The 22,263-nt window shown below is 69.0% G+C and carries 23 protein-coding genes; 8 read left to right on the top strand and 15 right to left on the bottom strand.

The genetic code is table 11. The features are described from left to right. Positions 1–8: 8 nt before the first annotated feature. The 4 genes from AW273_RS33525 to AW273_RS33510 form a co-directional block, all read right to left on the bottom strand. On the bottom strand, positions 9–1,337 hold the full coding sequence (locus AW273_RS33525; protein ID WP_062357279.1) for a lectin: 1,329 nt from the start codon (positions 1,335–1,337) through the stop codon (positions 9–11). Between the two features lie 504 nt (positions 1,338–1,841). Further along, positions 1,842–3,296 carry an acyl-CoA synthetase gene (locus AW273_RS33520; RefSeq protein WP_062357277.1) on the bottom strand — a complete coding sequence of 485 codons (1,455 nt, stop codon included), beginning with the start codon at positions 3,294–3,296 and terminating at the stop codon, positions 1,842–1,844. Beyond that, positions 3,289–4,587 carry an MFS transporter gene (locus tag AW273_RS33515; RefSeq protein WP_062357274.1) on the bottom strand — a complete coding sequence of 433 codons (1,299 nt, stop codon included), beginning with the start codon at positions 4,585–4,587 and terminating at the stop codon, positions 3,289–3,291. Before AW273_RS33515 ends, AW273_RS33520 begins: the two co-directional genes overlap by 8 nt. 89 nt (positions 4,588–4,676) lie before the next feature. Continuing rightward, a complete protein-coding gene (locus tag AW273_RS33510; RefSeq protein ID WP_062357272.1) occupies positions 4,677–5,537 on the bottom strand; it encodes an amidohydrolase family protein in 861 nt (286 codons plus the stop codon). Between the two features lie 72 nt (positions 5,538–5,609). Here AW273_RS33510 and AW273_RS33505 point away from each other — a divergent pair, with 72 nt between their 5' ends. Beyond that, positions 5,610–6,440, top strand: coding sequence for a PaaX family transcriptional regulator (locus AW273_RS33505; protein ID WP_062357271.1), 831 nt, complete (start codon positions 5,610–5,612; stop codon positions 6,438–6,440). Here AW273_RS33505 and AW273_RS33500 read toward each other — a convergent pair. Further along, positions 6,430–7,779, bottom strand: coding sequence for an extracellular catalytic domain type 1 short-chain-length polyhydroxyalkanoate depolymerase (locus AW273_RS33500; RefSeq protein ID WP_062357269.1), 1,350 nt, complete (start codon positions 7,777–7,779; stop codon positions 6,430–6,432). The genes AW273_RS33505 and AW273_RS33500 overlap by 11 nt on opposite strands. A 194-nt stretch (positions 7,780–7,973) precedes the next feature. Here AW273_RS33500 and AW273_RS33495 point away from each other — a divergent pair, with 194 nt between their 5' ends. After that, complete coding sequence (locus tag AW273_RS33495) at positions 7,974–8,405, top strand: MarR family winged helix-turn-helix transcriptional regulator (RefSeq protein WP_232327725.1); 432 nt, start codon at positions 7,974–7,976, stop codon at positions 8,403–8,405. Positions 8,406–8,437: 32 nt separating this feature from the next. On the opposite strand, the gene AW273_RS33490 is transcribed toward AW273_RS33495, so the two are convergent. Together AW273_RS33490 and AW273_RS33485 are read right to left on the bottom strand one after the other, a co-directional pair. Beyond that, complete coding sequence (locus AW273_RS33490; protein WP_232327724.1) at positions 8,438–9,769, bottom strand: extracellular catalytic domain type 1 short-chain-length polyhydroxyalkanoate depolymerase; 1,332 nt, start codon at positions 9,767–9,769, stop codon at positions 8,438–8,440. Continuing rightward, on the bottom strand, positions 9,766–11,190 hold the full coding sequence (locus tag AW273_RS33485; RefSeq protein ID WP_232327723.1) for an endo-1,4-beta-xylanase: 1,425 nt from the start codon (positions 11,188–11,190) through the stop codon (positions 9,766–9,768). The genes AW273_RS33490 and AW273_RS33485 overlap by 4 nt, the downstream gene beginning before the upstream one ends. Before the next feature lie 678 nt (positions 11,191–11,868). Here AW273_RS33485 and AW273_RS33480 point away from each other — a divergent pair. Further along, positions 11,869–12,276, top strand: coding sequence for a hypothetical protein (locus tag AW273_RS33480; protein ID WP_062357265.1), 408 nt, complete (start codon positions 11,869–11,871; stop codon positions 12,274–12,276). A 138-nt stretch (positions 12,277–12,414) separates the two neighbouring features. On the opposite strand, the gene AW273_RS33475 is transcribed toward AW273_RS33480, so the two are convergent. Then, positions 12,415–13,299 (bottom strand): AraC family transcriptional regulator, encoded by an 885-nt coding sequence (locus AW273_RS33475; RefSeq protein WP_062357263.1) that lies wholly within the window; start codon positions 13,297–13,299, stop codon positions 12,415–12,417. Between the two features lie 94 nt (positions 13,300–13,393). Between AW273_RS33475 and AW273_RS33470 the strand changes: the two genes are divergently transcribed. Continuing rightward, positions 13,394–14,407, top strand: a complete 1,014-nt coding sequence (locus tag AW273_RS33470) for an aldo/keto reductase (RefSeq protein WP_062357262.1) — start codon at positions 13,394–13,396, stop codon at positions 14,405–14,407. Between the two features lie 7 nt (positions 14,408–14,414). Here AW273_RS33470 and AW273_RS33465 read toward each other — a convergent pair whose 3' ends face one another. From AW273_RS33465 to AW273_RS33455, 3 genes are all read right to left on the bottom strand, one after another. Next, positions 14,415–14,789 carry an SSI family serine proteinase inhibitor gene (locus AW273_RS33465; protein WP_062357259.1) on the bottom strand — a complete coding sequence of 125 codons (375 nt, stop codon included), beginning with the start codon at positions 14,787–14,789 and terminating at the stop codon, positions 14,415–14,417. Positions 14,790–14,884: 95 nt separating this feature from the next. Further along, a complete protein-coding gene (locus AW273_RS33460) occupies positions 14,885–16,093 on the bottom strand; it encodes a cellulose binding domain-containing protein (protein ID WP_062357258.1) in 1,209 nt (402 codons plus the stop codon). A 170-nt stretch (positions 16,094–16,263) separates the two neighbouring features. Next, positions 16,264–17,211, bottom strand: a complete 948-nt coding sequence (locus AW273_RS33455) for a PaaX family transcriptional regulator (protein WP_062357255.1) — start codon at positions 17,209–17,211, stop codon at positions 16,264–16,266. A 328-nt stretch (positions 17,212–17,539) separates the two neighbouring features. Between AW273_RS33455 and AW273_RS33450 the strand changes: the two genes are divergently transcribed. From AW273_RS33450 to AW273_RS33440, 3 genes are all read left to right on the top strand, one after another. Beyond that, entirely contained in the window at positions 17,540–18,286 is a 747-nt protein-coding gene (locus AW273_RS33450) for a TNT domain-containing protein (RefSeq protein WP_198168491.1), read from the top strand. 74 nt (positions 18,287–18,360) lie between these two features. Further along, positions 18,361–18,699: a PadR family transcriptional regulator gene (locus tag AW273_RS33445; RefSeq protein ID WP_232327722.1), complete on the top strand. Its 339-nt coding sequence runs from the start codon at positions 18,361–18,363 to the stop codon at positions 18,697–18,699. Further along, on the top strand, positions 18,696–19,721 hold the full coding sequence (locus AW273_RS33440; RefSeq protein ID WP_062357248.1) for a hypothetical protein: 1,026 nt from the start codon (positions 18,696–18,698) through the stop codon (positions 19,719–19,721). The genes AW273_RS33445 and AW273_RS33440 overlap by 4 nt, the downstream gene beginning before the upstream one ends. 143 nt (positions 19,722–19,864) lie before the next feature. Here AW273_RS33440 and AW273_RS38960 read toward each other — a convergent pair whose 3' ends face one another. The 4 genes from AW273_RS38960 to AW273_RS33420 form a co-directional block, all read right to left on the bottom strand. Next, on the bottom strand, positions 19,865–20,098 hold the full coding sequence (locus AW273_RS38960; protein WP_232327721.1) for a PIN domain-containing protein: 234 nt from the start codon (positions 20,096–20,098) through the stop codon (positions 19,865–19,867). Positions 20,099–20,241: 143 nt separating this feature from the next. Beyond that, positions 20,242–20,472 carry a hypothetical protein gene (locus tag AW273_RS33430; RefSeq protein ID WP_062357246.1) on the bottom strand — a complete coding sequence of 77 codons (231 nt, stop codon included), beginning with the start codon at positions 20,470–20,472 and terminating at the stop codon, positions 20,242–20,244. A gap of 255 nt (positions 20,473–20,727) precedes the next feature. Then, positions 20,728–21,144, bottom strand: a complete 417-nt coding sequence (locus tag AW273_RS33425; protein ID WP_062357243.1) for a PIN domain-containing protein — start codon at positions 21,142–21,144, stop codon at positions 20,728–20,730. Next, positions 21,120–21,431, bottom strand: a complete 312-nt coding sequence (locus AW273_RS33420) for a hypothetical protein (protein ID WP_062357241.1) — start codon at positions 21,429–21,431, stop codon at positions 21,120–21,122. Before AW273_RS33420 ends, AW273_RS33425 begins: the two co-directional genes overlap by 25 nt. A 166-nt stretch (positions 21,432–21,597) precedes the next feature. Between AW273_RS33420 and AW273_RS37635 the strand changes: the two genes are divergently transcribed. Beyond that, positions 21,598–21,777, top strand: a complete 180-nt coding sequence (locus tag AW273_RS37635) for a hypothetical protein (RefSeq protein WP_157556422.1) — start codon at positions 21,598–21,600, stop codon at positions 21,775–21,777. The last annotated feature ends 486 nt before the right edge of the window (positions 21,778–22,263 follow it).

The following is a 22,263-nucleotide window of genomic DNA, read 5'->3' as shown; positions in this document are numbered from 1 at the left end:
CCGCTTTCTCAGGCGCGCGTCCAGCGCTGGTTGGTGCCGCCGTGGCAGGCCCAGATGTGGATCCGGGAGCCGTTGGCGGTGCCGTAGTTGGACACGTCGAGGCACTTGTTCGCGCCGACGGCGGTGATGCTGCCGTCGGAGTTGAGGCGCCACTTCTGGTTGTTCTGGCCGTTGCAGTCCCAGATGGTCACCGCGGTGCCGTCGGCGGTGCCCGCGCCGCTCACGTCGAGGCACTTGCCGCCGTAGACCCGCAGCTCACCGGCGGCGGTGGTGGTCCACTGCTGGTTGGCCTGCCCGTTGCAGTCCCAGAGCTGGATCACCGCGCCGTTGGCCTGGGAGGCGCCGCTGACGTCCAGGCAGCGGCCGGAGCCGACCCCGCGCAGCGGAGCGGTCGCGCCCGGAGACGTGGTGGGCGTGGGCGACGGCGAGGGGTTGGGGTTGGTGCCGCTGCCGAACTGGGAGAAGAACTTCCACACCTCGCCCTTGGTCCAGGTCGTGACACCGCTCTCCGCGTAGGTGCCGTCGACCGGGCCGGGCATGTGCCCGTTGTCGAAGGCGGCCCAGACGACCGGGTAACCGGAGCGGCAGCCCGAGTAGGTGGTGAGGGTGTGGCTGCGGCTGCCGGCGGCGGGCTCCGGCGGGTTCTGCGCGGTGCATCCGTTGTTGCGGACGAACCGGTCGCGCAGCGACCGTCCCTGGGAGATGTTCAGCACGTTGTCGCTGATCCCGTGCAGGCCCATGTACGCGATGGGCTGCGTGCCGCCCTCACACCCGCTGAGCTGGGCGCCGGCGAAGACGGCGACCGCGCGGAAGACCGTGGCCCGCGAGCACGCCAGGGAGTAGCTCATGCCGCCGCCGTAGCTGAACCCGGTGGCGAAGCGCTGGGTGGTGTCGACGCACAGGTCGCTCTCGATGCGCGCGATCATGTCGTCGACGAAGCGCACGTCCTCGCCGCCGGAGTTGGCCCAGCCGTTGCCGAAGCCCTGCGGCGCGACCAGGATCGCGCTGTTGTTCGACTGCTCCTGCTGCCCGTAGTAGGACCAGGCGGTCCCGCTGGTGCCGCCGGAGGAGACGTCGTTCATGGTGCCGCCCCGCCAGTGGAAGGCGAAGATCAGCCGGTACTGCCGGTTGTTGTCGTAGCCGTCGGGCACCCGCAGGATGAACTGCCGGCTCTTGCCGCTGCTCTGGATGGTGTGGGTGCCGCTGCGGAGCGTCGGCGCCTTCCCGCACCCGGCGGTCGCCGCGGCGCCGGCCGGTGTCGCCGTCAGCCCTGCGGCCAGCACCAGCCCGGCCGCCGCCACGACGGCCGTGAGAATCGATCTTAACCTTGACGTCATGCGACTTCCTCTGCGCTCGGTAGGACGATGAGGTCGCTCTCGACCGGCTTCAGGGCAGGCGAAGAACAGGGCCGGCGCGTCCGGCGTGCTGTCCAAGGGGAGACGAGGCGGCCCGGCCGGTGACCGGAGTGGCACAACCGGATACCAGCCGGGGCCGCCGTGACATCTGTGTGGCGCATATCGGTCTGATCAGGAGCTCGGGAGCAGGAAGAGCCTTCTCACCAGCGGCTCCTCATCGACGACCTCTGCGGAGGGATGCGGCGTCCATCCTCAGACGATGCGCAGTTCACCGACATGTGAGCGTTAACACGCACACATGTCGCCACAGCTCCTTTCTTCCTGTGAATCCACCCTGACAGGTCTTGCGTAGCAAACAACAGCCGACTGGGCAGCGTCAAGAGTATGAAACATTCCGAGAAACAGCGGGGCGTGTCGCGGCGCCAGAGGTCCTGGGGTTTCGGACCTCCCTGCGCCGTTCGCGTAGATCACGAGCCGCTGAAACCTTCATCTCGGCACGCCGAGCGCACGCAGTTCCAGTTTGCGGATCTTGCCGGAGCCCGTCTTCGGGAGGGCGTCGACGACGTCGAAATACACCGGGATCTTGTACTTCGCGAGCCGGTCGCGCAGGAAGCCGGTCAGTTCCCCGGCGCTCACCTCGGCGCCCGCCACGAGCACGAGGAAGGCACGGCCCACCTCACCCCATCGGGGGTCGGGCACGCCGACCACGGCCGCCTCCGCCACCGCCGGATGGGTGAACAACACGGCCTCGACCTCGGCCGGATAGACGTTCTCGCCGCCGGAGATGTACATGTCCTTGACGCGGTCGACGATGGTGAGGTGCCCCTCGTCGTCCATGACCCCGACGTCGCCGGAGTGGAACCAGCCGTCCTCGGTGAGGGCGGCGGCGGTCGCCTCGGGGTTGCGCCAGTAGCCGGGGGTGACGTTCGGCCCCTGGATGAGCACCTCGCCGGGGGTTCCGGCGGGGGCGTCCACCCGCACGTCGGCGAAGAAGACCGGCACCCCGGCCGAGCCCGCCCGGCGTTCGCTGTCGGCCGCCTCCAGGAAGGTGGCGCCGGGGGCCGTCTCGGTCAGCCCGTAGCCCTGGCAGAAGACCAGGCCGCGCTCCTGGTACGCCCGGATCAGCGCCACCGGGATCGGCGCCCCGCCGGACATGAGGGTGCGCAGTGACGACAGGTCGGCGTCGTGCCAGCGGGGCGACCGGGCGAAGTCGGCGAACATGGTGGTGACCCCGAACATCCACGTGACGCCGTGCTCCTCGATGAGGTCGTAGCAGCGGTCGGCGTGCCACGACGGCATGATCACCGAGGTGCCGCCCTTGAGGAAGGTCGGCAGGAGGGTCTGGTTCAGGGCCGCGACGTGGAAGAGCGGCGCGCTGATCAGCGTCACCTCGGTGCTCGTCAGGTCCACGCCGATCATCATGTTGACGCAGTTCCACACCAGGTTGGCGTGGGTCAGCATGGCGCCCTTCGGGCTGCCGGTGGTGCCCGAGGTGTAGAGGATCAGCGCCACGTCGCCCGGTGCGACCGCCACGTCGATCGGGGCGGGGTCGCCGGCCGCGATCCACGCCTCGATCCCGTCGAGGTCCACCGCCGGGATCTCCAGCTCCGTCGGGGCGTACGCGGGGTCGTGCACGAGGAGGGACGCGCCCGAGTCGCGCAGCATGTAAGCGATCTCGGGCGCGGCCAGGCGGAAGTTCAGCGGGACGAACACCCCGCCGAGCAGGTGGGTGGCGAACATGGTCTCGGCCAGCGCCACGTGGTTGGGGCCGAGATAGGCGACCCGGTCTCCCGGCCGGATGTCCAGCCGGGAGGCCAGGCGGGTGGTCCTTTCGTGGAACTCGGCGTAGGTCACCGGACGGCCGGCGTACACGAACGCGGTCCGGCCGGGGCTCATCCGGGCGCGGCGGGCGGGCCAGCCGCCGAGCCCGGCGTTACGCATCGGTGGCGGCGAGGTCTCGGGTGCTGGTCTCCCGCAGCGCCAGCACGCAGCCGACCGTCACCAGGCAGCACACGGCGATGACGATGGAGATCGCCGTCGTGCCGCCGCCGCCCGACGAGGCGTCGAGCTGGGCGAACAGCAGCGGTCCGAGGCCGGCGCCGAGCCCGGCGAACTGGTAGCCGAGCGAGGCGCCCGTGTACCGGTTCCTGGTGGGGAAGAGTTCGGCGTAGAGGGCGGCGAGCGGGCCGTACATCAGCGGGTGGATGATCGCCTGGCCGAGCACCAGCGCCAGGGTGAGCACCACGACGCTCCCGGTGTTCACCATCGGGAACAACACGAACGCGAAGGCGGCCATCAGCAGCGCGCCGGTCAGCACGACGGGCCGCCGGCCGGTCCGGTCGGAGAGCGCCGACCAGCCGATGATGCTCACCACGGCCAGCGCCGACGAGAGGGTCAGGCCGTTCAGCACGTCCTGGCGGGCGAAGCCGGTCCGCACCCCGTAGGCGATCAGGTAGGTGGTGAGCGTGCCCTGCGCCACGAAGGCCGACAGGCCGACGCCCACGCCGAGCAGCAGGGTCCTGGGGTGGTCGCGGAGCACCTCCAGCAGCGGCATCCGGGTGGTGCGCCCGGCCGCCGCGAACACCGGGGTCTCCTCGACCCGCAGCCGGACGAACAGCCCGACGGCCAGCAGGAGGATGCTCAGCAGGAACGGCACCCGCCAGCCCCAGCTCAGGAACGCCTGTTCGTCGAGGAGCGCGGCGGTGCCGCTCAGCGCGCCGGTCGAGAGCACCATGCCGAAGGGGGCGCCGGCGTTGGTGAAGCTCGCCCACAGACCGCGCCTGCTGGTGGCGTGCTCGGCCGACATCAGCACGGCCCCGCCCCACTCGCCGCCGATGGCGAGGCCCTGCACGATCCGCAGCGCGACCAGCGCGACGGGGGCGAGCACGCCGATCTGGTCGTAGGTGGGCAGCACGCCGATGAGGAAGCTCGCCAGACCCATCAGGGTCATGGTGAGGACCAGCATGCGCTTGCGGCCGAGCCGGTCGCCGAAGTGGCCGAAGATCACCCCGCCCAGGGGCCGGGCGAGATAGCCGGTGGCGAAGGTGCCGAAGCTGGCGACCGTGGCCGTGAGCGGGTCGAGGGTGGAGAAGAAGACCTTCCCGAACACCACCGCCGAAGCGGTGGCGTACAGCAGGAAGTCGTAGTACTCGATGACGCTGCCCAGGAAGCTTGAGGCCACCGCGCGGCGGAGCTGAACCTGGCTGTGGGGTAAGACCGACGGGTCCGACATGACAAGCTCCTCGATCAGGGAGTGAGCCGCTGCGCCTGCTGCCCGGAGGTTAGGCACATTCATGACGGACGTCAATCCTTTGCCCACTATCAACTCAGACCGAGCAGCCGGGCCGCGTTCTCCTTGAGGATCTTCGGCCGGACCTCGGGCTTGATGTCGAGCTTGTCGAAGTCGGCGAGCCACCGGTCGGGCGTGATCATCGGATAGTCGGAGCCGAACAGCACCTTGTCCTTGAGCAGCGTGTTGGCGTACCGGACGAGGATCGGCGGGAAGTACTTCGGCGACCAGCCCGACAGGTCGATGTAGACGTTGGGCTTGTGGGTGGCGACCGCCAGCGCCTCGTCCTGCCAGGGGAACGACGGATGGGCCAGGATGATCCGCAACTCGGGGAAGTCCACGGCGACGTCGTCGACCAGCATCGGGTTGGAGTACTTCAGCCGGATCCCGCCGCCGCCCGGCAGGCCCGCGCCGATGCCGGTCTGGCCCGTGTGGAACAGCGCCGGCACGCCCAGCTCCTCGATCGCCTCGTAGAGGGGGTAGGCCGCCCGGTCGTCGGGGGCCATGCCCTGGACGCTCGGGTGGAACTTGAAGCCGCGCACGCCGTACTCGCCCACCAGCCTGCGGGCCTCCCTGACCCCCGCCCTGCCCTTCCACGGATCGACGCTGGCGAACGGGATCAGCACGTCGGCATGGGCGGCGCAACTCTCCGCGACCTCCTCGTTGGAGATGCGCGGATGCCCGGTGGCGTGCTCGGCGTCGACGGTGAACACCACGGCCGCCATGCCGCGCTCGCGGTAGTGGGCGGCCATCTCGGGGATCGTCGGCCGGGCCCCCTCCTTGAAGTACTTCGCCGAGGCGGCGGCCAGGTCGTCGCTCAGCGAGGCGTGCCCGTCGGCGGAGACCTCGGCGTGCGTGTGGACGTCGATGGCGACGAGTTCGCCGACGTTCATGGGACCTCCTTGGGCACAAATCTGACTTTCGTCAATTATGTGCCTGACATCTGGCCCGTCTACGCTTTCGTTGTGACCATCGGCGGCGACGGACCGGCCGCGCCCTCCGCGCGCCCCCAATCCCTGATCTTCAGCTTCCTCGGCGTCTACGCCCTCGACCGCGGCACCGCCATCTCCTCCGGCAGCGTCATCGAGGTCTTCGCCCGACTCGGCGTCTCCGAGGAGGCCGTCCGGTCGACGCTCGCGCGCATGGTCAAACGCAACCTGCTGGTCCGCCACCGGCTCGGCCGGCGGGTCTATCTCGGGCTCACCCCCCACGCCGAGACGGTGCTGCGCGACGGCCGCCGCCGCGTCTGGGAGACCGGCGCGGTGAACCGCGACTGGGACGGCACCTGGACCGTCGTCGGCTTCTCGTTGCCCGACAGCCGCCGGAGCACCCGCCACGACCTGCGCTCACGCCTCGTCTGGGCCGGGTTCGGGCCGCTGCAGAGCGGGTTGTGGATCACCCCGGGCACCAAGGACGTCACCGGCGTCTTCGACGGGCTCGACGTCGACGACCACGTGACGGTGCTGACCGCGCGGGCCTACACCCCGACCGAGGCAGCCGACCTGGTCGCCAAGGCCTTCGACATCGAGCAGATCGCCCGCCGCTACCGCGCCTTCCTGGCCCGCTGGGACGTGCCCAACCCGCTCCCCGAGGCCCCCGACGACCTGGTCAGGCAACTCCTGCTGCACACCGACTGGCTGCAGCTCGTCCGGCAGGACCCGCACCTGCCGGCCGAGCATCTCCCCGACGACTGGCCGGCCATCCGGGCGGAGCAGGTCTTCCACGCGCGCGCGGAAGAATACGTGCGCCCCGCCCGGACGGTCGCCGACGGCGTCCTGGACGAACTCATCCCATGACGCAGGCCGTGCCGTTGAGCGCGAACCCGGCCGGGTTCCCGTTGGTGCCGCTGTGGGTGCCCTGGACGCCGAAGCCGGCCCGGCCCTGCGGCGCGATGGCGCCGTTGTAGGCGACGTTGCGCGCGGTGACCTGCGTGCCCGACTGGGTCACGGTGGCGTTCCACGCGTTGGTGACCCGCTGGTCGCCCGGCCACGACCAGGTGACGGTCCAGCCGTTGACGGGCGTCGTGCCGGTGTTCGTGACGCTGACCTCGGCGGTGAACCCGTTGTTCCACGTGTTCGGCACGTAGGTGACCCGGCACCCGGAACCGGGGTTCGGCGACGGGCTGGGCGACGGAGACGGACTGGGCGAAGGCGAAGGAGAGGGAGAAGGGGACGGAGACGGGGACGGGGACGGAGATGGGGACGGGCTCGGCTCACTGGTCAGGCCGAAGAACTGGATCGCGGCCGCGGCCATGCCGCTGCTCGGGAGGCTGTGCCCGGCGCCCTGGATGCTGTAGGCCTCGACCCGCACCGTGCCGGACGAGTCGGCGTAGCGGCGGCGGTTCCAGTTGGCCTGCGGGGTGTCGCTGCCGGTGGGCGTCTGGCTCAGCCCGAACACGTTCGTCCACTGGTCGATGGCCTGCTGGTGGGTGGCGTAGTAGACGAGGTTGTCGTTGGTGCCGTGCCAGAGCTGGACCCTCGGCCGAGGGCCGCTGTAGCCGGGGTAGGCGGCCCGGACCAGGTCACCCCACTGCTGCGGCGTCTTGTTGATGCGCCCGGAGGCGCAGTCGCTGACCCCCGGCGACGGGACGTAGTCGGCCTCGTTCGGGAAGCACGCGAACGGCACCCCCATGAACGCCGCTCCGGCCTTGAACACGTCGGGGTAGTTGCCGAGCATGATGTTGGTCTCCATGCCGCCGGCGGAGCTGCCGGTGACGAAGAGACGGTTGGCGTCGCCGTTGTGGCGCTGCCGCGTGTAGGTGACCATCGACATCAGCGACACGGGGTCGCTGCCGCCGTTGCGCACCTGCGAGGCCGCCGACCACGAGTCGAAGCAGTTGCCCTTCTTCGACGCCGACGGGTAGATGACGATGAAGCCGTACTGGTCGGCGAGCGACCGGAACTCCGAGCCGGAGTAGAACCCCGGTCCGGAACCTCCGCATCCGTGCATGGCGAGCACGATCGCCGGGCTGGGCCGTACGTTGTCCGGCACGTACAGGTGCATGCGCAGGTTGCCGGGGTTGCTGCCGAAGCTGGTCACCTCGGTCAGCGTCGCGGCGGCCGCGGGTTGTCCGGCCGCCAGGATCGTGGCGGCGTACACCACTCCGGCGGCGACGACGGCGGTCAATCGCTTCATCGGCCCTCCTCTGGTCGACGTCCTGACGACAGCCGGTATACGAGCGCCGCGGAACCCCGGTCAAGCGTCGCCCGTTCAGGATCACAATCGAGCGATCATGGAAATGCGCTGCTCACGCTGGTCATCGGGCCATTGCTTATCAAGTAGCTTGATATTCACGCCCGGAAACTTACATCGCCCGTTATGGTCATGCGGTGAACCCGCCCAGGCTGAGCTATCTGGTCTACCGGCTGGAGCGCCGCATCCGCGCCCGGCTCGACGAGGCCCTCGCGCTCCACGGCGTCACGACGACCGAATACATGGCGCTCAGCGAACTTCGTGTACGCGACGACCTGTCGTCGGCCGAACTGGCCCGGATCGCCTTCGTCACCCCGCAGGCGATGCACCTGGTCGTCCGCGACCTGGAGAAACGCGGTCTCATCCACCGCGACGCCCATCCTGACGGCGGGCGGATCCTGCGTGTCCGTCTGTCGCGCCAGGGCCGGGCGGCGCTGCGGAGGTGCGACCGGGCGCTCGACGGCATCGAAGACGACATGCTGGCCGGCCTCGACGACAGCACACGCGTCACGTTGCTGGAGGCCCTGACGTGGTGCACCCGTGCGCTGCACCCGCCCGGGCCTGGGTGATCGCCCGAAATCACCCAGACCCGGTGGTGGACTCAGGCGTTGCCGCCCCAGGTCCACCGCTGGTTGGTGCCGCCGTGGCACGAGTAGAGCTGGAGGCGGGTGCCGTTTCCGGTCCCGGCCGCGTCCAGGCACAACCCTGACTGAACGCCGGCGATCGTGCCGTCGGAGTTCAGCCGCCACTTCTGGTTGGCGCCGCCCCAGCAGGAGTAGGTCTGGATCCTGGCCCCGTTGCCGGTGCCGGCGGCGTCCAGACACTTGCCGCCGAGAACCCGCAGCTCCTGCGCCGAGGTGAGGGTCCACCTCTGGTTGGTGCCGCCGTGGCAGTCCCAGAGCTGGGTCTGGGTGCCGTCAGCGGTGCTGGAGTTCGGCACGTCCAGGCAGCGCCCGGACGCGACGCCCCTGACCTGCCCGTCGCCGCCCGGGGTGGGGGTCGGCGTGGGCGTCGGCGTGGGGCTGGGGGTCGGAGTCGTCCCGTCGAGGCCGAAGAACCGGATGGCGTGGGCGGCCATCCCGGAGTGCGGCAGGTTGTGCCCCGCTCCGCTGATCGTGTAGGCCTCGACCTGGCCCGAGCCGTAGACCCGCCGCGTCCAGCCCGACTGCGGGCTGGTCGTCGAGGCGGGCGTCTGGCTCACGCCGTGGACGTTGGTGAACTGGTCGACCTCCTTCTGCAACATGGTGAAGTTGAGCACGTCGTCCGCGGTTCCGTGCCAGGCCATCAGCCGGGGCCGGGGCCCGGTGTAACCGGGGAAGGCGTTGCGCACCAGGTCACCCCACTGCTGCGGGGTCCGGTCACCGCACCCCGGCGGGCCGAGGCAACCGAAGGGCACCCCGGCGAAGGGGGCCCCGGCCTTGAACACGTCGGGGTAGGTGGCGAGCAGGTTGACGGTCTCCATCGCGCCCGAGGAGAACCCGGTGGCGAACACCCGGGCGGGGTCGCCGTTGTGACGCTGCACCACGTAGTCGACCATCGACACGATGGAGACGGTGTCGCTGCCGCCACCGTGCCGGAGCGCCTCGTTCGACCACACGTCGAAGCAGTTCGACAGGCCGTTGGCGCTCTTGTTCGCCTGCGGGTAGATGACGACGAACCCGTACCGGTCGGACAGGGACCGGAACTCCGTCTGCTGGAAGAAATCGCTCGCCCGGCCGTTGCAGCCGTGCATCGCCACCAGGATCCCGGGGCGCGGGGTCACGGTGTCGGGGACGTACAGGTGCATCTGGATGTTGCCGGGGTTGTTCCCGAAGTTACCGATCTGCGTCAGCGACGCGGCCTTGGCCGTCGGCGCCTGGGCCACGAGACCGGCCAGCATGGCGATCAAGGCCGCGATCACCGCCGCGATCGGTAGCGAGGGGGACCGGGTCACGTCCGGGTCCACCTCTGGTTCGCGCCGTTCCAGCAGGAGTAGACCTGGATCAGGGCGCCGTTGCCGGTTCCGGCAGCGTCCAGGCACAGGCCCGACTGCACGTTCCTGATGCTGCCGTCGGAGTTGACGGTCCACTTCTGGTTGGCGCCGCCCCAGCAGGTGTAGATCTGCACCTTCGCGCCGTTGCCGGTCCCGGCGGCGTCGAGGCACTTGTTGCCGTAGACCCGCAATTCCTGCGCCGAGGTGTAGCTCCACTGCTGGTTGCTGTTGGAGTGACAGTCGTAGAGCTGGACCTGGACGCCGTCGGTCGTCGAGGCGTTCGGCACGTCGACGCACCGGTTGGACTGCTGCCCGCGGATCTGTCCCGAGCCGCCCGGGGTGGGCGTGGGGGTCGGCGAGGGCGAGGTGCCCGGCGTCGGCGAGGTGGTCGGCGAGGGCGACGGGTTCGGGGTCGCGGCGTTGAGGGCGTTCAGGACCGAGTTGTACGCGGCCTTCTTGTTGCCGCTGCTGTCGAAGAGCAGCGGGGTGGTGTTCGCGCCCAGCCAGGAGTCGCTGTCACGCACGCCCCAGACGGTGATGCCGGTGCAGCGCGGCACCGCGAGGCAGTCGTTGACGACGTTCTGATAGGTCTGGGCCGAGCCGCCCTGGATGTCCAGCTCGGTGATCTGCACGTCGACGCCGAGCGCGGCGAAGCTCTGGATGGTCGTGCGGTAGTTGCTGTTGTACGCGCTCTGGCTGTTGAAGTGGGACTGCAGGCCGACGCAGTCGATCGGCACGCCGCGCTGCTTGAAGTCGCGGACCATGTTGTAGACGCCCTGCGTCTTGGCCCAGCTCCAGTTGTCGATGTTGTAGTCGTTGTAGCAGAGCTTGGCCGACGGGTCGGCGGCCCGCGCGGTGCGGAAGGCCACCTCGATCCAGTCGTTGCCGGTGCTCTGGAGGTTCGAGCTGCGGCGTCCGCCGGAGTTGCCGTCGGCGAAGGCCTCGTTCACGACGTCCCAGGCGTAGATCTTGCCCCGGTAGTGGCTCATGACGCCGTTGATGTGGTCGATCATCGCCTGGCGCAGGCTGCTGCCGCCCAGCGACTGCATCCAGCCGGGCTGCTGGTTGTGCCAGGCCAGCGTGTGGCCGCGGACCCGCTTGCCGTTCTGCACGGCCCAGTTGTAGATCCGGTCGCCCGCGGTGAAGTTGAACTGCCCCCGGTTGGGTTCGGTGGCGTCGATCTTCATCTCGTTCTCGGCGGTGATCATGTCGAACTCGCGGTTCGCGATCGTCGTGTACTGCGAGTCACCCAGCTTGCCCTGGGCGATGGCGGTGCCGAAGTACCGTCCGCTCTGCTGCGCGGCGGCGGCCAGCGTGCTCCCGGCGGCGTCCGCCGGCACCGTCACCATCAGCGCCGCGCCCACGATTCCGACGACGCTCACGACACCGGCGCCGAAGACCCTGCGAAGGGAGGATGAGGGTAATGCGTTCATACCCATGCCTGACTCCATAACTGAAATCACCGAAAGAGGGATATGCGGGAACCCGGCGAACGACGCCGCACCCCAGACCGCTGGCGCGCACCACTGATGGCGTCATGACCGGCGGCCCTCTGATCACCACATCAGGCTGGGCCGACCGCCTCGGAGACTTAGTGTGGAAACCCAACCGAAACATGTCAACACCGGAGCGAAATTTTCGGCAGCCATGCATCCTGGCCTGATATCGCCCCCGTGCCCGCGGACAGGGATCGACGAGGCAGCGCGACGCAGGCGGGCGACGAAAATTTACCGGCACCGGAAAGCTGCAAGTTTCATGCTCACGCCGTAAATTACGGACACCGAAACGGCTTGTCAGCGGGTGACGCCGCGCCGGAACCGCCCCCGACGCCCCTTGACGCCGTCCCACCCGCTGTATTTACTCACCGCCAGCACCACCGACGCCGGGACGCCGAAGGGAGGTCGCACTACGATGTGATAGCGCTAACAGGGCCGAGCCTGTCCGGCGCGACGTCGTAGGGCCTGGGTGGCACCACACTCCTGGGTCCCCGTGTCCGTCGCTCTGCCCCCTTCCCGGAGGCAGGGCGACGCCCGGACGACGTCCACGAAAGGAACCGTCGGATGCGCCCGACTCTCCGCACGATCCTGATCATCGCCCTGATCGCCGTGCTCGACGTGGCCGTGATCGGCGGCATGTTCTGGCACCTCGACGAGGTGAAGCGCAACACGCTGTTCGGCGACGGCGACAGCGTCATCCGAGGGCTCGGCGACCCCACCCGCGAGCAGTACCTGGACGAGATGCGCAGGCGGCTGCTCGGGGCCTACCCCGCCTTCGCCCTGGCGGCGGTCCTCTTGGTCAATCTGCTGTTCCTGGCCAGACGGCAGGGGAAGTGGCCGGCGGTCGCGCAGGCGGTGCTCGTCGGTTACGTCGCCGTGACGGCGCTCTACTGGAACCCCACCTGGTACGACGATCACGACACCGGGTTCACCCCGCCCGTGATCAAGCTGTTCTCCGCGCCCGCCCCCTGACCGATCGGTCCGAGCAGCGCTGCGGACACCGAATCGTACGGCTCCAGTTCCACCGCTCGCCGGAGCAGGCCCGAGTGGTCTGGTCCACGCGCCGCGTCCAGCGCCCGGCGTGAAACTTTCACGCCGGACGGCAGCCCGTCACCGGTTCCGCGCCACGGCCGCCAGTCGCGCGGCGTCCCGGCCGGGGGAGGCGCCGAACGCCTTGCGGTATTCGCGGCCGAACTGCGACGGGCTCTCGTAACCGACGAAGTAACCGACCTCCGCGACGTTCCCCGATCTGGTCATGAGCAGGGTGCGGGCCGCCTGGAGCCGGATCTGCTTCTGGAACTGGACCGGCGTCATCGACGTCGCCGCGCGGAAGTGCCGGTGGAAGGACGACGCGCTCATCCCGCACAACCCGGCCAGGTCGGCGACGACGAGATGCTCCCGGTAGTGCTCGCGGATCCAGCGGATGCCCCGCGAGATGAGCGCGAGGTTGCCGTCGACGAGACCGATCTGCCGCACGAGCGCGCCCTGGTCGCCGCTGAGGAGCCACCAGAGGATCTCCCGCTGGTATCCGGGCGCGAGCACCCGCAGGTCGTCGGGCCGGTCGGCGACGCGCAGCAGGCGTACGACCGGATCCAGCAACTCCGGTGTCGCGTCGCTCACCGCCAGCCCGGTGAAGGCCGGGGGCGGCCCGGTCACGGCGACCTCCAGCAGCAGCGGCGCGACGACGGCCGGGCTCAGCGCCATGCTGAAGACCACGAACGGCTCGTCCGGGCTCGCCTCCAGCGCCTGGCCGATCACCGGGAGGTCGACCGACACGACGACGTACTGCCCGGCGCGATAGTCGTACGGGACGCCGTTGAGCACCGTGCGCTTGACGCCCTGCGCGACGATCGCGAGCGACGGCTCGGAGACCGTGGCGACCGGCGGGGTCGGACACGCCACGGACGCGATGGTGACCCCGCCCGTGATCGTCCTCTGACGGTCGCCGGCGGTGTGGCGGATGATCAGCCGCCGCATCTCGTCCAGGAGCTCCATGCGCGCCAGTCAACCACCCTCGTTGACAGGATCGGGCAAGGCGGCGGCAGGATCGGGCTCACGGCCCGACCGCCCGGCTTGGTGGACTGACCACATGAAACGCAGAACTCTCGGCGCGACCGGGATGTCCGTCAGCGAGTTGTCCCTCGGCGCGATGATGTTCGGCAGCATGGGCAACCGCGACCACGACGACGCGATCCACGTCATCCACCGCGCGCTCGACGCGGGCGTCAACGTGATCGACACCGCCGACGTCTACTCCCACGGCGAGTGTGAGGAGATCGTCGCCAAGGCCGTGAAGGGCCGCCGCGACGACGTGGTGATCGCCACCAAGTTCGGGCTGCCGATGGGCGAAGACCCCAACCGGCGGGGTGGTTCCCGCAGGTGGATCGTCAGGGCGGTCGACGACAGCCTGCGCCGCCTCGACGTCGACCACATCGACCTCTACCAGATGCACCGCCCCGACCACGAGACCGACGTCGGCGAGACGCTCTCGGCCCTGACCGACCTCGTCCGCGCCGGCAAGATCCGCGCCTTCGGCTCCTCCATGTTCCCCGCCGAGCTGATCACCGAGGCGCAGTGGGCCGCCCAGCGCACGGGCGGCCACCGGTTCCTGACCGAGCAGTCGATGTACTCCGTCTTCACCCGCAAGCCCGAGGCGGCCGTGTTCCCGACCGCCCACCGCCACGGCATGGGCGTCCTGACGTTCAGCCCGCTCAACGGCGGCTGGCTCTCCGGCCGCGCCGACCTGGCGACCGGCCACCGCGCCTCACTGCTGCCGGGCCGGTATGACCCGGCGACCCCGGCCGGCGCGCTCAAGGCCGCCGCGCTCGCCGAACTGACCGACCTCGCCGCCGAGGCCGGGCTGACCCTGCCGCAACTCGCGGTCGCCTTCGCGCGGGCACACCCGGCCGTCACGTCCGTGCTGATCGGCCCGCGCACCGCCGACCAGCTCGACGGGCTGCTGCCCGGCGCCGAGGTCGACCTGACCGGCGACATCCTCGACCGCGTCGACGCCATCGTCCCGCCGGGAACCGACCTCGACCCCAGGGACAACTACGAGACCACCCCGCCCGCCCTGCGGCACGCCCGCCTCCGCCGCCGCTGAACGCGCCTCAGAAGGTGAAGACGGCCCCCGTCGCCGCGATCATCTCGCATCGGTTCCCGAAGGTCCTGGCGTAGCGGATCGGCTTGCCCTCCCAGACGCCGACGGCCGTGACCCGGTGCGGGAGGTATTCCTTGGTGCAGATCTGGCCGGGTCCGTGCGTCAGCCTGCCGAGGTCGCCCCGCACCGGCCGGAGCAGGTCGCAGGCCTGCGTGGGAGTGGTGTGCGTGCCTCCGTCCGGATCGCAGAAGAGCTTGGCGGCCGTCGGCGCTCCGCCGTCGACGGTCATGGTGAGGATCAGGGCTCCGACGGGCGTTTCGGCCACGGCCGGGTGGGCGGCGAACAGCGGGACGGCCACGACGGCCGCGGCGAAGAAGGCACGCATGAGCACGAATCGTATTCACTTGATTCCGGAGAGTCACGTATCGGCGTACACCAAAGACCCGTGGCCGATCCGGCCACGGGCTGGTGACGCCTATGTCAGGTGGCGGTGCAGGTGACAGTGGCCCCCGCGCCGGTTCCGGTGCCCTGGAAACCGAGGGTGGCACTCTGCCCGGCTGCCAGTCGCCCGTTGTAGCTCTGGTTGGTGACGGTCACGGATCCGCTGGTGCCGGAGTTGACGCCGTTCCACAACGAGGTGATCGTCGCACCGGAGGGCAGGGTCAGGGCCAACCTCCAGCCGTTGATCGCGGCGCTGCCCGCGGTGACGTTGATGGACGAGACGAACCCGCCGCCCCACTGGTCCTGCACGGTGTAGGTCGCCGAACAACCCTGAGTCCCGGGTGACGGGCTGGGACTGGGGCTCGGGCTGGGCGAGGGACTGGGCGACGGGCTGGGCGACGGGGAAGGGGTGCCGTCGAGCGTGAGGTTCTTCCGCTGGATCTGCCACTGCGTGTTGCACAGACCGCAGTTGTCGCCGACGAAGGCGCCGCCGGCCGTCGTGTCGCCCTTCAGCCGCCACTTCAGCCACAACACCGCCACCCGGCCGAACTCGCCGCCGTTGGTCTGGCCGTAGGTGCCGCCGTGGCCGACGTTCAGGTTGCCCATGAACGCGGGCAGTCCCGAAGGCAGCTTGCCCCAGTCGTCGATGGCGTTCGGGTAGGCGATGTCGCTGGTCCCGCCGATGAAGTAGGCGATCGGCTTCGTCAGCCGCCGGAGCTGGTAGTCGTCGCCGTCGTTCAGCAACCCGCTGCTGAAGATGGTGGTCGTGGAGATGCGCGGGTCGTTGGAGACGGCGTAGGCCTCCAGCCCTCCGCAGGAGAACCCGCCGACCGCGATCTTGCCGGTGTCGAGCCTGTTGTAGAGGACGCTCCCCTGGCGGCCGTTCTCCGAGACCGCCCAGTCGATCGACTGGGTGAGCATCTGGGAGGTCGTCGAGCCGGAGCCGTTCGGGCTGCCGTTGGCGATGACCAGGAATCCGTGCGAGGCGATCTCACGCAGGAAGTTCGCCTGCGACAACCCGTTGGCGGAGCAACCGCCGTTGCCCCACACGTATATAGGGAGTCGCTGGGACGGGATGGTGACGGGCCGGTAGACGGTGTGGTTCTGCAGGCTGCCGTCCCAATCGGCGGGGTACGGGCCCGAACCGCCGACCGCCGCGGCGACCGGCGACACGGTGAGCGCCACTATTCCTGCCAATAACGGGACGACCGCGGCCAATCCCGCGCTGATGATCGTGCGTTTCCTCACTTCACCCTCCGAAGGCGTTCGCGACGTGCAGTTACTGTCACTGCGGTGATAAAAAGTGTCAAACAACTGCACTGGGCCGATTGACAGGTGCGGCGCGCAGACCGGGAACGCCCCTGGAACAGTGGGATCCGGGCCCGGCCCCGGTGCAGATCAGAGAGTGAAAGTTTCCTTCAGCGATCCCTGCGGGCCCGAACCGAAAGGGAGTCCTCCGACGCCTGGAAGTGCGTGATCCAGGACGCGGCGTCCGGCCAATGAGGGGTCGCGATCTCGATGAGTCGCGCCTCGGCGAGCGAGCCGAGAGCGGAATGCACCTCCAGCAGCAGGTCTCTGGCCGCCTGGCGTGGCCACGGCACGGGCAGCAGATGCTCGGGAAGGTCCGGGTCGACGTCCGGGAACTTCCGCCAGGAATCCATGACGGAGGTCCGGGCCACCAGCGCCCGGGTGGCGTCGACCTCGCCCTCGCGGACGGCCACCCGCAGGCCGGAGTACCGCGCGACGAACGCCTCGTACGCCGACGCGAGACCGGCCAGGTCATAGGCGGCGGCCGGACCGTGCGGCCCGGCCTCCTCGTCGAACCGGGTGTGCATCACCGACCATCGGCCCCCGTCGACGCCGTCCAGGATGTCGTGCATCACCTGTTTCACCGGGCCGGACTCGGAGCCGGGCCGGATCCACACGCTGTCGTACAGCCGGGCGAACCCGAGTGCCCCCAGCGCCTTGCGGATCGAGTGCCGCGGAGCCTGGCCCGACTGGGGAAGCGAGAAGGAGACGGTCACCCAGTCGCCGGTCCACCGGGGCGGTCGCGCGCCGAAGCTCAGGAAGTGGTCCATCCGGGAGCGATGCCGGGCGATCGCCTGCGGCGTGAGGTGATAGACCGGCGGCCGTCCCGTTCCCCGCACGGCGATCAGCCCACGCCTGGTCAACCGCGACAACGCGGCCCGCGCGCTCGACTCGCTGATGCCGAACTCCGCGAGCATCGCGACCACCGCCGCCGACGGCAGGTCGGCCTCCGAGGAGTCGAGGTATTCGCCGAGCAGCGTCGCCAGCAGGTGTTGCGGATTGGGGCCGGCCTGCGTCCGCGGGGCGCTGACGTCGTCCGCGGGGAGGGGGGCGTGCACGCCCCAAGCTTGCCGCACGACACCACCCCCGGCCACCCCGAAACACACGAATTCGCACTTTCCGCCATTAATCGCATATCGCGGACAAACGATTTCCCGCCTCATCTTTTGCCCTTCCCTTATGACGCCGCCAATGCAATCTCCGCGATGCCGGGAATGTAGAAGTCGATCACTGGTCCGGAAATGGACGACCACGACCCATTGAGCCGACGGGTCGGCCGGTCGGTCATTTCTCGCCCATCTGCCGTCAACGTCGACAGGGAAAGTCATGCCACATCACCGACGGAGCGTCGCGCCGGCCATCGCGATGAGCGTTATGGTCTGCGCCATGGGCGGCACGGCCGCGCATGCGGAAAGCTCCGCCCAGCCGATGAAGCCGCTGAACACCTCGGCGGCTTTGCGGCACCCGGCGCCGCCGCAGAAGATCGGAACGGTCTGCGGCGCGCCGTATGTGACCGGCGACCCCGACCTCGGACCGGTGCGACTGCCGCGGAAGGGCTATCTCGGCTCACTCATGCGCGGCTACGTGCCATTGGGCGGCCTCGCGCCCCAGCACTTCCTCTCGCGCTACTGGGCCGGGACCGACTATCGCTATCCGCCGAATTCCGGATTCGCCAATTCCGGCAATTACCCCAACGGCAGACTGCTCGTCAAAACGACGTTTCTCCAGGTCGGCATGTTGCTCGACCGTTTCGGCGGCAACGGGGGCGCGTTCCTCTCGCCGATGGGAGACCTTTTCATCAAGCGCGCGCTGCCGCCCCGGAATCTGAACACCAACCCGCAGTATCCCAGGAACCCGTGCAACTATCACGTGTTCAAGGTGACCAAGTCGTTCCAGGTCGACGTTGGCCCGGCCGCCCCCGCGTTCCAGCAGCCGGGCGGCGGCACGCAATACCACGTGCTCAGCAAGTACATTCCCGCCGCCCCGCAGACGAGCGAAGAGGTTCCGGTGAGCTGGCTGCTGGACCACGACTACCTGCGCGAACTCCCGCCACCTGACCAGCGGATCCACGCCCGGATGAGCGCACACCGGGAAGCCACCCGCCGAAGCCTCACCCACACGTCACACCACTGAGCGACCCACGGCTCGCGTCCCACGAGATGGAACGCGAGCCACGATATCTTGCCTAACAAGATATGCTGAGCCCCATGAACTCAAGAGGCATGACGGAGCAGGCGTTCCTCGTCCTCACCGCACTGGCAGACGAGTCCCGCCACGGCTATGGGATCGTCCAGGAGGTCGAGCGGCTCTCCGAGGGGCGCGTCCAGCTCAAGATCGGCACCCTGTACGGCGTGCTCGACCGGCTGGCCGCCGACGAACTCCTCTCACTCGACCGCGAAGAGGCCCATCAGGGACGACTGCGGCGGTACTACCGACTGACCGACCGGGGCGCCCACGCCCTGGAGGCGGAGGCCGCACGCCGCACCGAAACCGCCCGCTACGCGACCGAACGGCTGCGCGCCCGGCACGCGGCAGGCCCGGCGTGAACGCCCTGGAACATCGCTACCGGCGCATACTCCGGCTACTGCCGGCGGGCTACCGCGCCGAACGCGAAGAGGAGATGGTCTCGGCCTTCCTCGACGGCGCGGGACCGGCCGCCGACGACGCCACCGCCCGGCCACGCTGGCCGGAGATCGTCAGCGTGGCGGCGCTCGCGCTGCGCATCCGCCTCGACGGCTCGGGCGCCTGGGGCCGGACCGTACGGCTGACCGCCCTGATCGGCCTCGCCTTCCAGGCCACGATGAGCTGCGTCTACCTGGCGCAGACCCTGAACGTCCACGGCCTCCTCCCGCTGCCCTTCCCGACCGGCGAACCGCCGATCGGCGAACCCGCGTCGGCCGAGCGGCTGTGGCACCTGGCCGGGGACCTCTCGTCCCTTCTCTGGATCGTCGGCTACGTCGCACTGGTCCGCGCCCGCCCGCGCGTCGCGAAGACGGCGGCCACGCTCGGCCTCATCGGGTACGCCCTGTCCCCGGCGGACACGCCGGAGTCCCTCGTGCTCGTCGTCGCCACGCTCGCCCTGCTGGCCGGATATCACCGGGACGTCCCGGCGCACCGCCAGCCGAGGTGGCCGGCCGCGCTCCCCCTGGTCGCGGGAGCCGCGCTCTTCCTGATCGTCTCGACGGCGACCTGGGCCATGACGACGTCGAACCACTCGCCGCAGTGGCCCGGCCCGTGGGTCTGGGCCTGGTCGTGGTTGCCGCCCTCGGGCCTGTTCTGCCTGGCCCTCCTGGTGGCCGGCGCCGGATATGTCGTGGCACACCGGGCGGTCCCCCGGTGGCGCTCCGCCTCCGTGCCGCTGGCGCTGGCGATCCTCACCGTGCCCGTGGCCCTGGCCCGCCTCTCGTACCTGAACCCGGGCTCCGACCAGGTCACCGACACATTGAACGCCGTCACCGTCGCGCAGGCCCTCGCGCTGGTGTTGTGCGGCACGATCCTCGCGGTGCTCGGCGCCAGGATGTCGCCCACCCGGGACGCGCCCGCGGCGGTCATCGGAGCAGCGGAATGAGGCCGATGCCGTAGTCGTCGCGGCATCGCGGCAGGGTGTCGGCGATCTGCCGCGGCGAGCCGACCGCATTCGAGCCTGCGCAGCCCAACAGGGCAGGCCACGCCCGTCCCTGCTAACGCGATGCAGCCGGTGGCATGAAGCGGTCAGCCGGGCACCAGGGTGAAGGCGGTGACATGCGCGGGCCGCACCACGGAGAAGTCCCTGGTGTCCAGGGTGAACACCTCGGCGATGCGAAGACGCTCAGCGACGGCGACCACCGAGGCGTCCGCCGATCCGAGAGGACGGTCTGAATAGCGCTCCACCAAGTCGAAGATTCCGGATCTCAGCGAGCGCAGGAATCCGGCCTCCACTTTGGCTCCGCCGATCTTGCCGAGCATGTAGGAGACCTCACCTGCCACGAAAGCCGGACAATGAGTTCGCGTCGTTCTCTGCGGAACTGGTTGAACACCCCTGCACAGACATCGTGCCCGCGGTCATTTTCGGATGGCAGCGGCAACGATGGGGCCGGTGTCAACGATGATCACACTTCGTGACCATACCCCTGGCGCAGGAGATCCTCAGTGTGTTCGGCGATGTCGTCCCGCTCGGTGGTCACCGATCCGAACCAGGAAGGGGGCCACTCCTGGCCCGACTCACCCTCACCGGAGTGGACGAGACGCAAGGTATGCGCGCGTACCTCATGGAGCTGGTCCGGCGTCAGTTGATCGACCAGTCGATGCATGTCCTCGTACTCTTCAGGAGCAGCGGTCATAGCCGGAATCTACGCCAGCCCGGCCAGAAAGCACCGATCTACCAGCGCACTTGCCCCGAAGCGATACGGTCAGGTCCTGTCGCCTAAAGCAATCGGCTTCGGATCGACGAAAGGACGGCGCGAGCCGTACAAGCAGAACCCGGAGGGTTACTTTTCGGTGGGAGCCAGACCCGTCTGGCAGGCGGCCCGCTCGGAGGGGTCACCCAGCTTGACGTTGATCCCGGCCACTGTGCACTGCCAAGTGGCCGGTGGGCCTCAGATTCCGACGACCTTGACAGTTTTCCCACAGAGCCGGTACATGTCGTCCTCGTCGGAGGTGACGACTATCACCGGCCTGACCGCACGCAGTGCGGTAGCGGCCACCACGGCATCGATGGCGTATTTGTGGCCATGCAGCCGGGCATCACGCAGTAGCTCGATCGCCCGTGCGCAGATATCCTCCGTCACCGGCTCGACCTTCAGCCGGGACAGATGCCATCGGAGGCGATCACTCTTCACCCGGACGTCCTGAGCCTCGATCGGCGTCATCGCGCTGACAACGACCCGGAAGTCGTTGTCCTGAGCCTCCCGCACGATCGCGGTCACCCTCTGATCGGCCTGGCACCACCTGACGAGACCTTCGCAGTCGAGGACGACGGTGCCCGCGCTCAGCTTGCTTCGTGCGCGCGCCATCCGCCCTCTTCTTGCAGCTCGGGTGCCGACTTCACGCTCCGAAACAGCTCCGCCGCCTCATCGCGCAATCCCTGCGGAATCGGCCCACAGGCGGCCTCATTCGCCTGAAGCGCCTCCTCCAGGAGATCCCGTTCGATCTGACGTTCAACCGCGGCATCGACATAGGCGGAGAACCCGCGCGCTCCAACGCGTTCCCTGACCGCCCGGATGTTCCCCGCGCGCAGGGAGACACTGACCTTGGCCGCCGGACCGTCCCCCGGGGCGAACTCCCGCTCAGACCCACTCATGCGACCAGTTTACTACTCGAAGTGGCAAGTAGTTCCGAAGTTCCCCCACCGACAGACCGGAAGAGACACTGCTGGTGGTAACCGTTCACCCCAGGCAACAGGTCTGGCACGAGCCCAGACGGTCGATGACCAGGCCGGCTCGGCAGTCGGTGCCTAGACTGCCGGCATGGAGTTCGACGACTCGAACTCGGGCGCTCCATACGAGACGCCCGACGAGACAGCGCTTCCACGCCACCTCACCGCCCTAGTCGGAGCGCTACAAGGCCCAGCCGACCTCGGCGCCCATCACGATCATTATCTTTCTTATCCTCACGAGGAAGAAACCGACAGAGCGATTACCGTGTGATCCTTTGCGATACCGGTCCTCTCGTCGCAGCCTTCAACCGTGCCGACAAGGATCATGCACGTTGCGTGCGCTTCCTCACGGAAAACTGGATCAGGCTCGTAGCGCCGTCTCTGGCCGTGACGAGATCTGCCACCTGCTCTCTGATCCCATCCGACGTGGCAGCCCTCAGCGCGCCGCTCAATTTTGCGCCGCCATCGCCGACGATGAGCTCCGGGTGATTGAGGAAACGCCACGCTGATGACGGCATACGCGTCCCTGCGCCTTCAGGCTGTCGACGCATGTGTCATCGCGTTGGCTGAACGTTTCGACCTCCAGGAAGTCGCAACGTTGGATCGCCGTGATTATCTGGTCGTGGCCCCACGTCACCTGCGTAAGGGACAGCGGCTCACCATCTTGCCAGAGGACTAATCAAGAGGGTCGATCCGATGTTCACCGAACTGGTCGCCCAAGGAGCCATGTCAAAATGGCATGCCGTCGACGGCCTGA

Origin of the sequence: Herbidospora yilanensis, from assembly GCF_001570565.1 — a bacterium.
GTDB classification, from domain to species: Bacteria; Actinomycetota; Actinomycetes; order Streptosporangiales; family Streptosporangiaceae; genus Herbidospora; species Herbidospora yilanensis.
The sequence above is the reverse complement of the archived record's forward strand: the minus strand, read 5'-3'. Positions and strand labels throughout refer to the sequence as shown.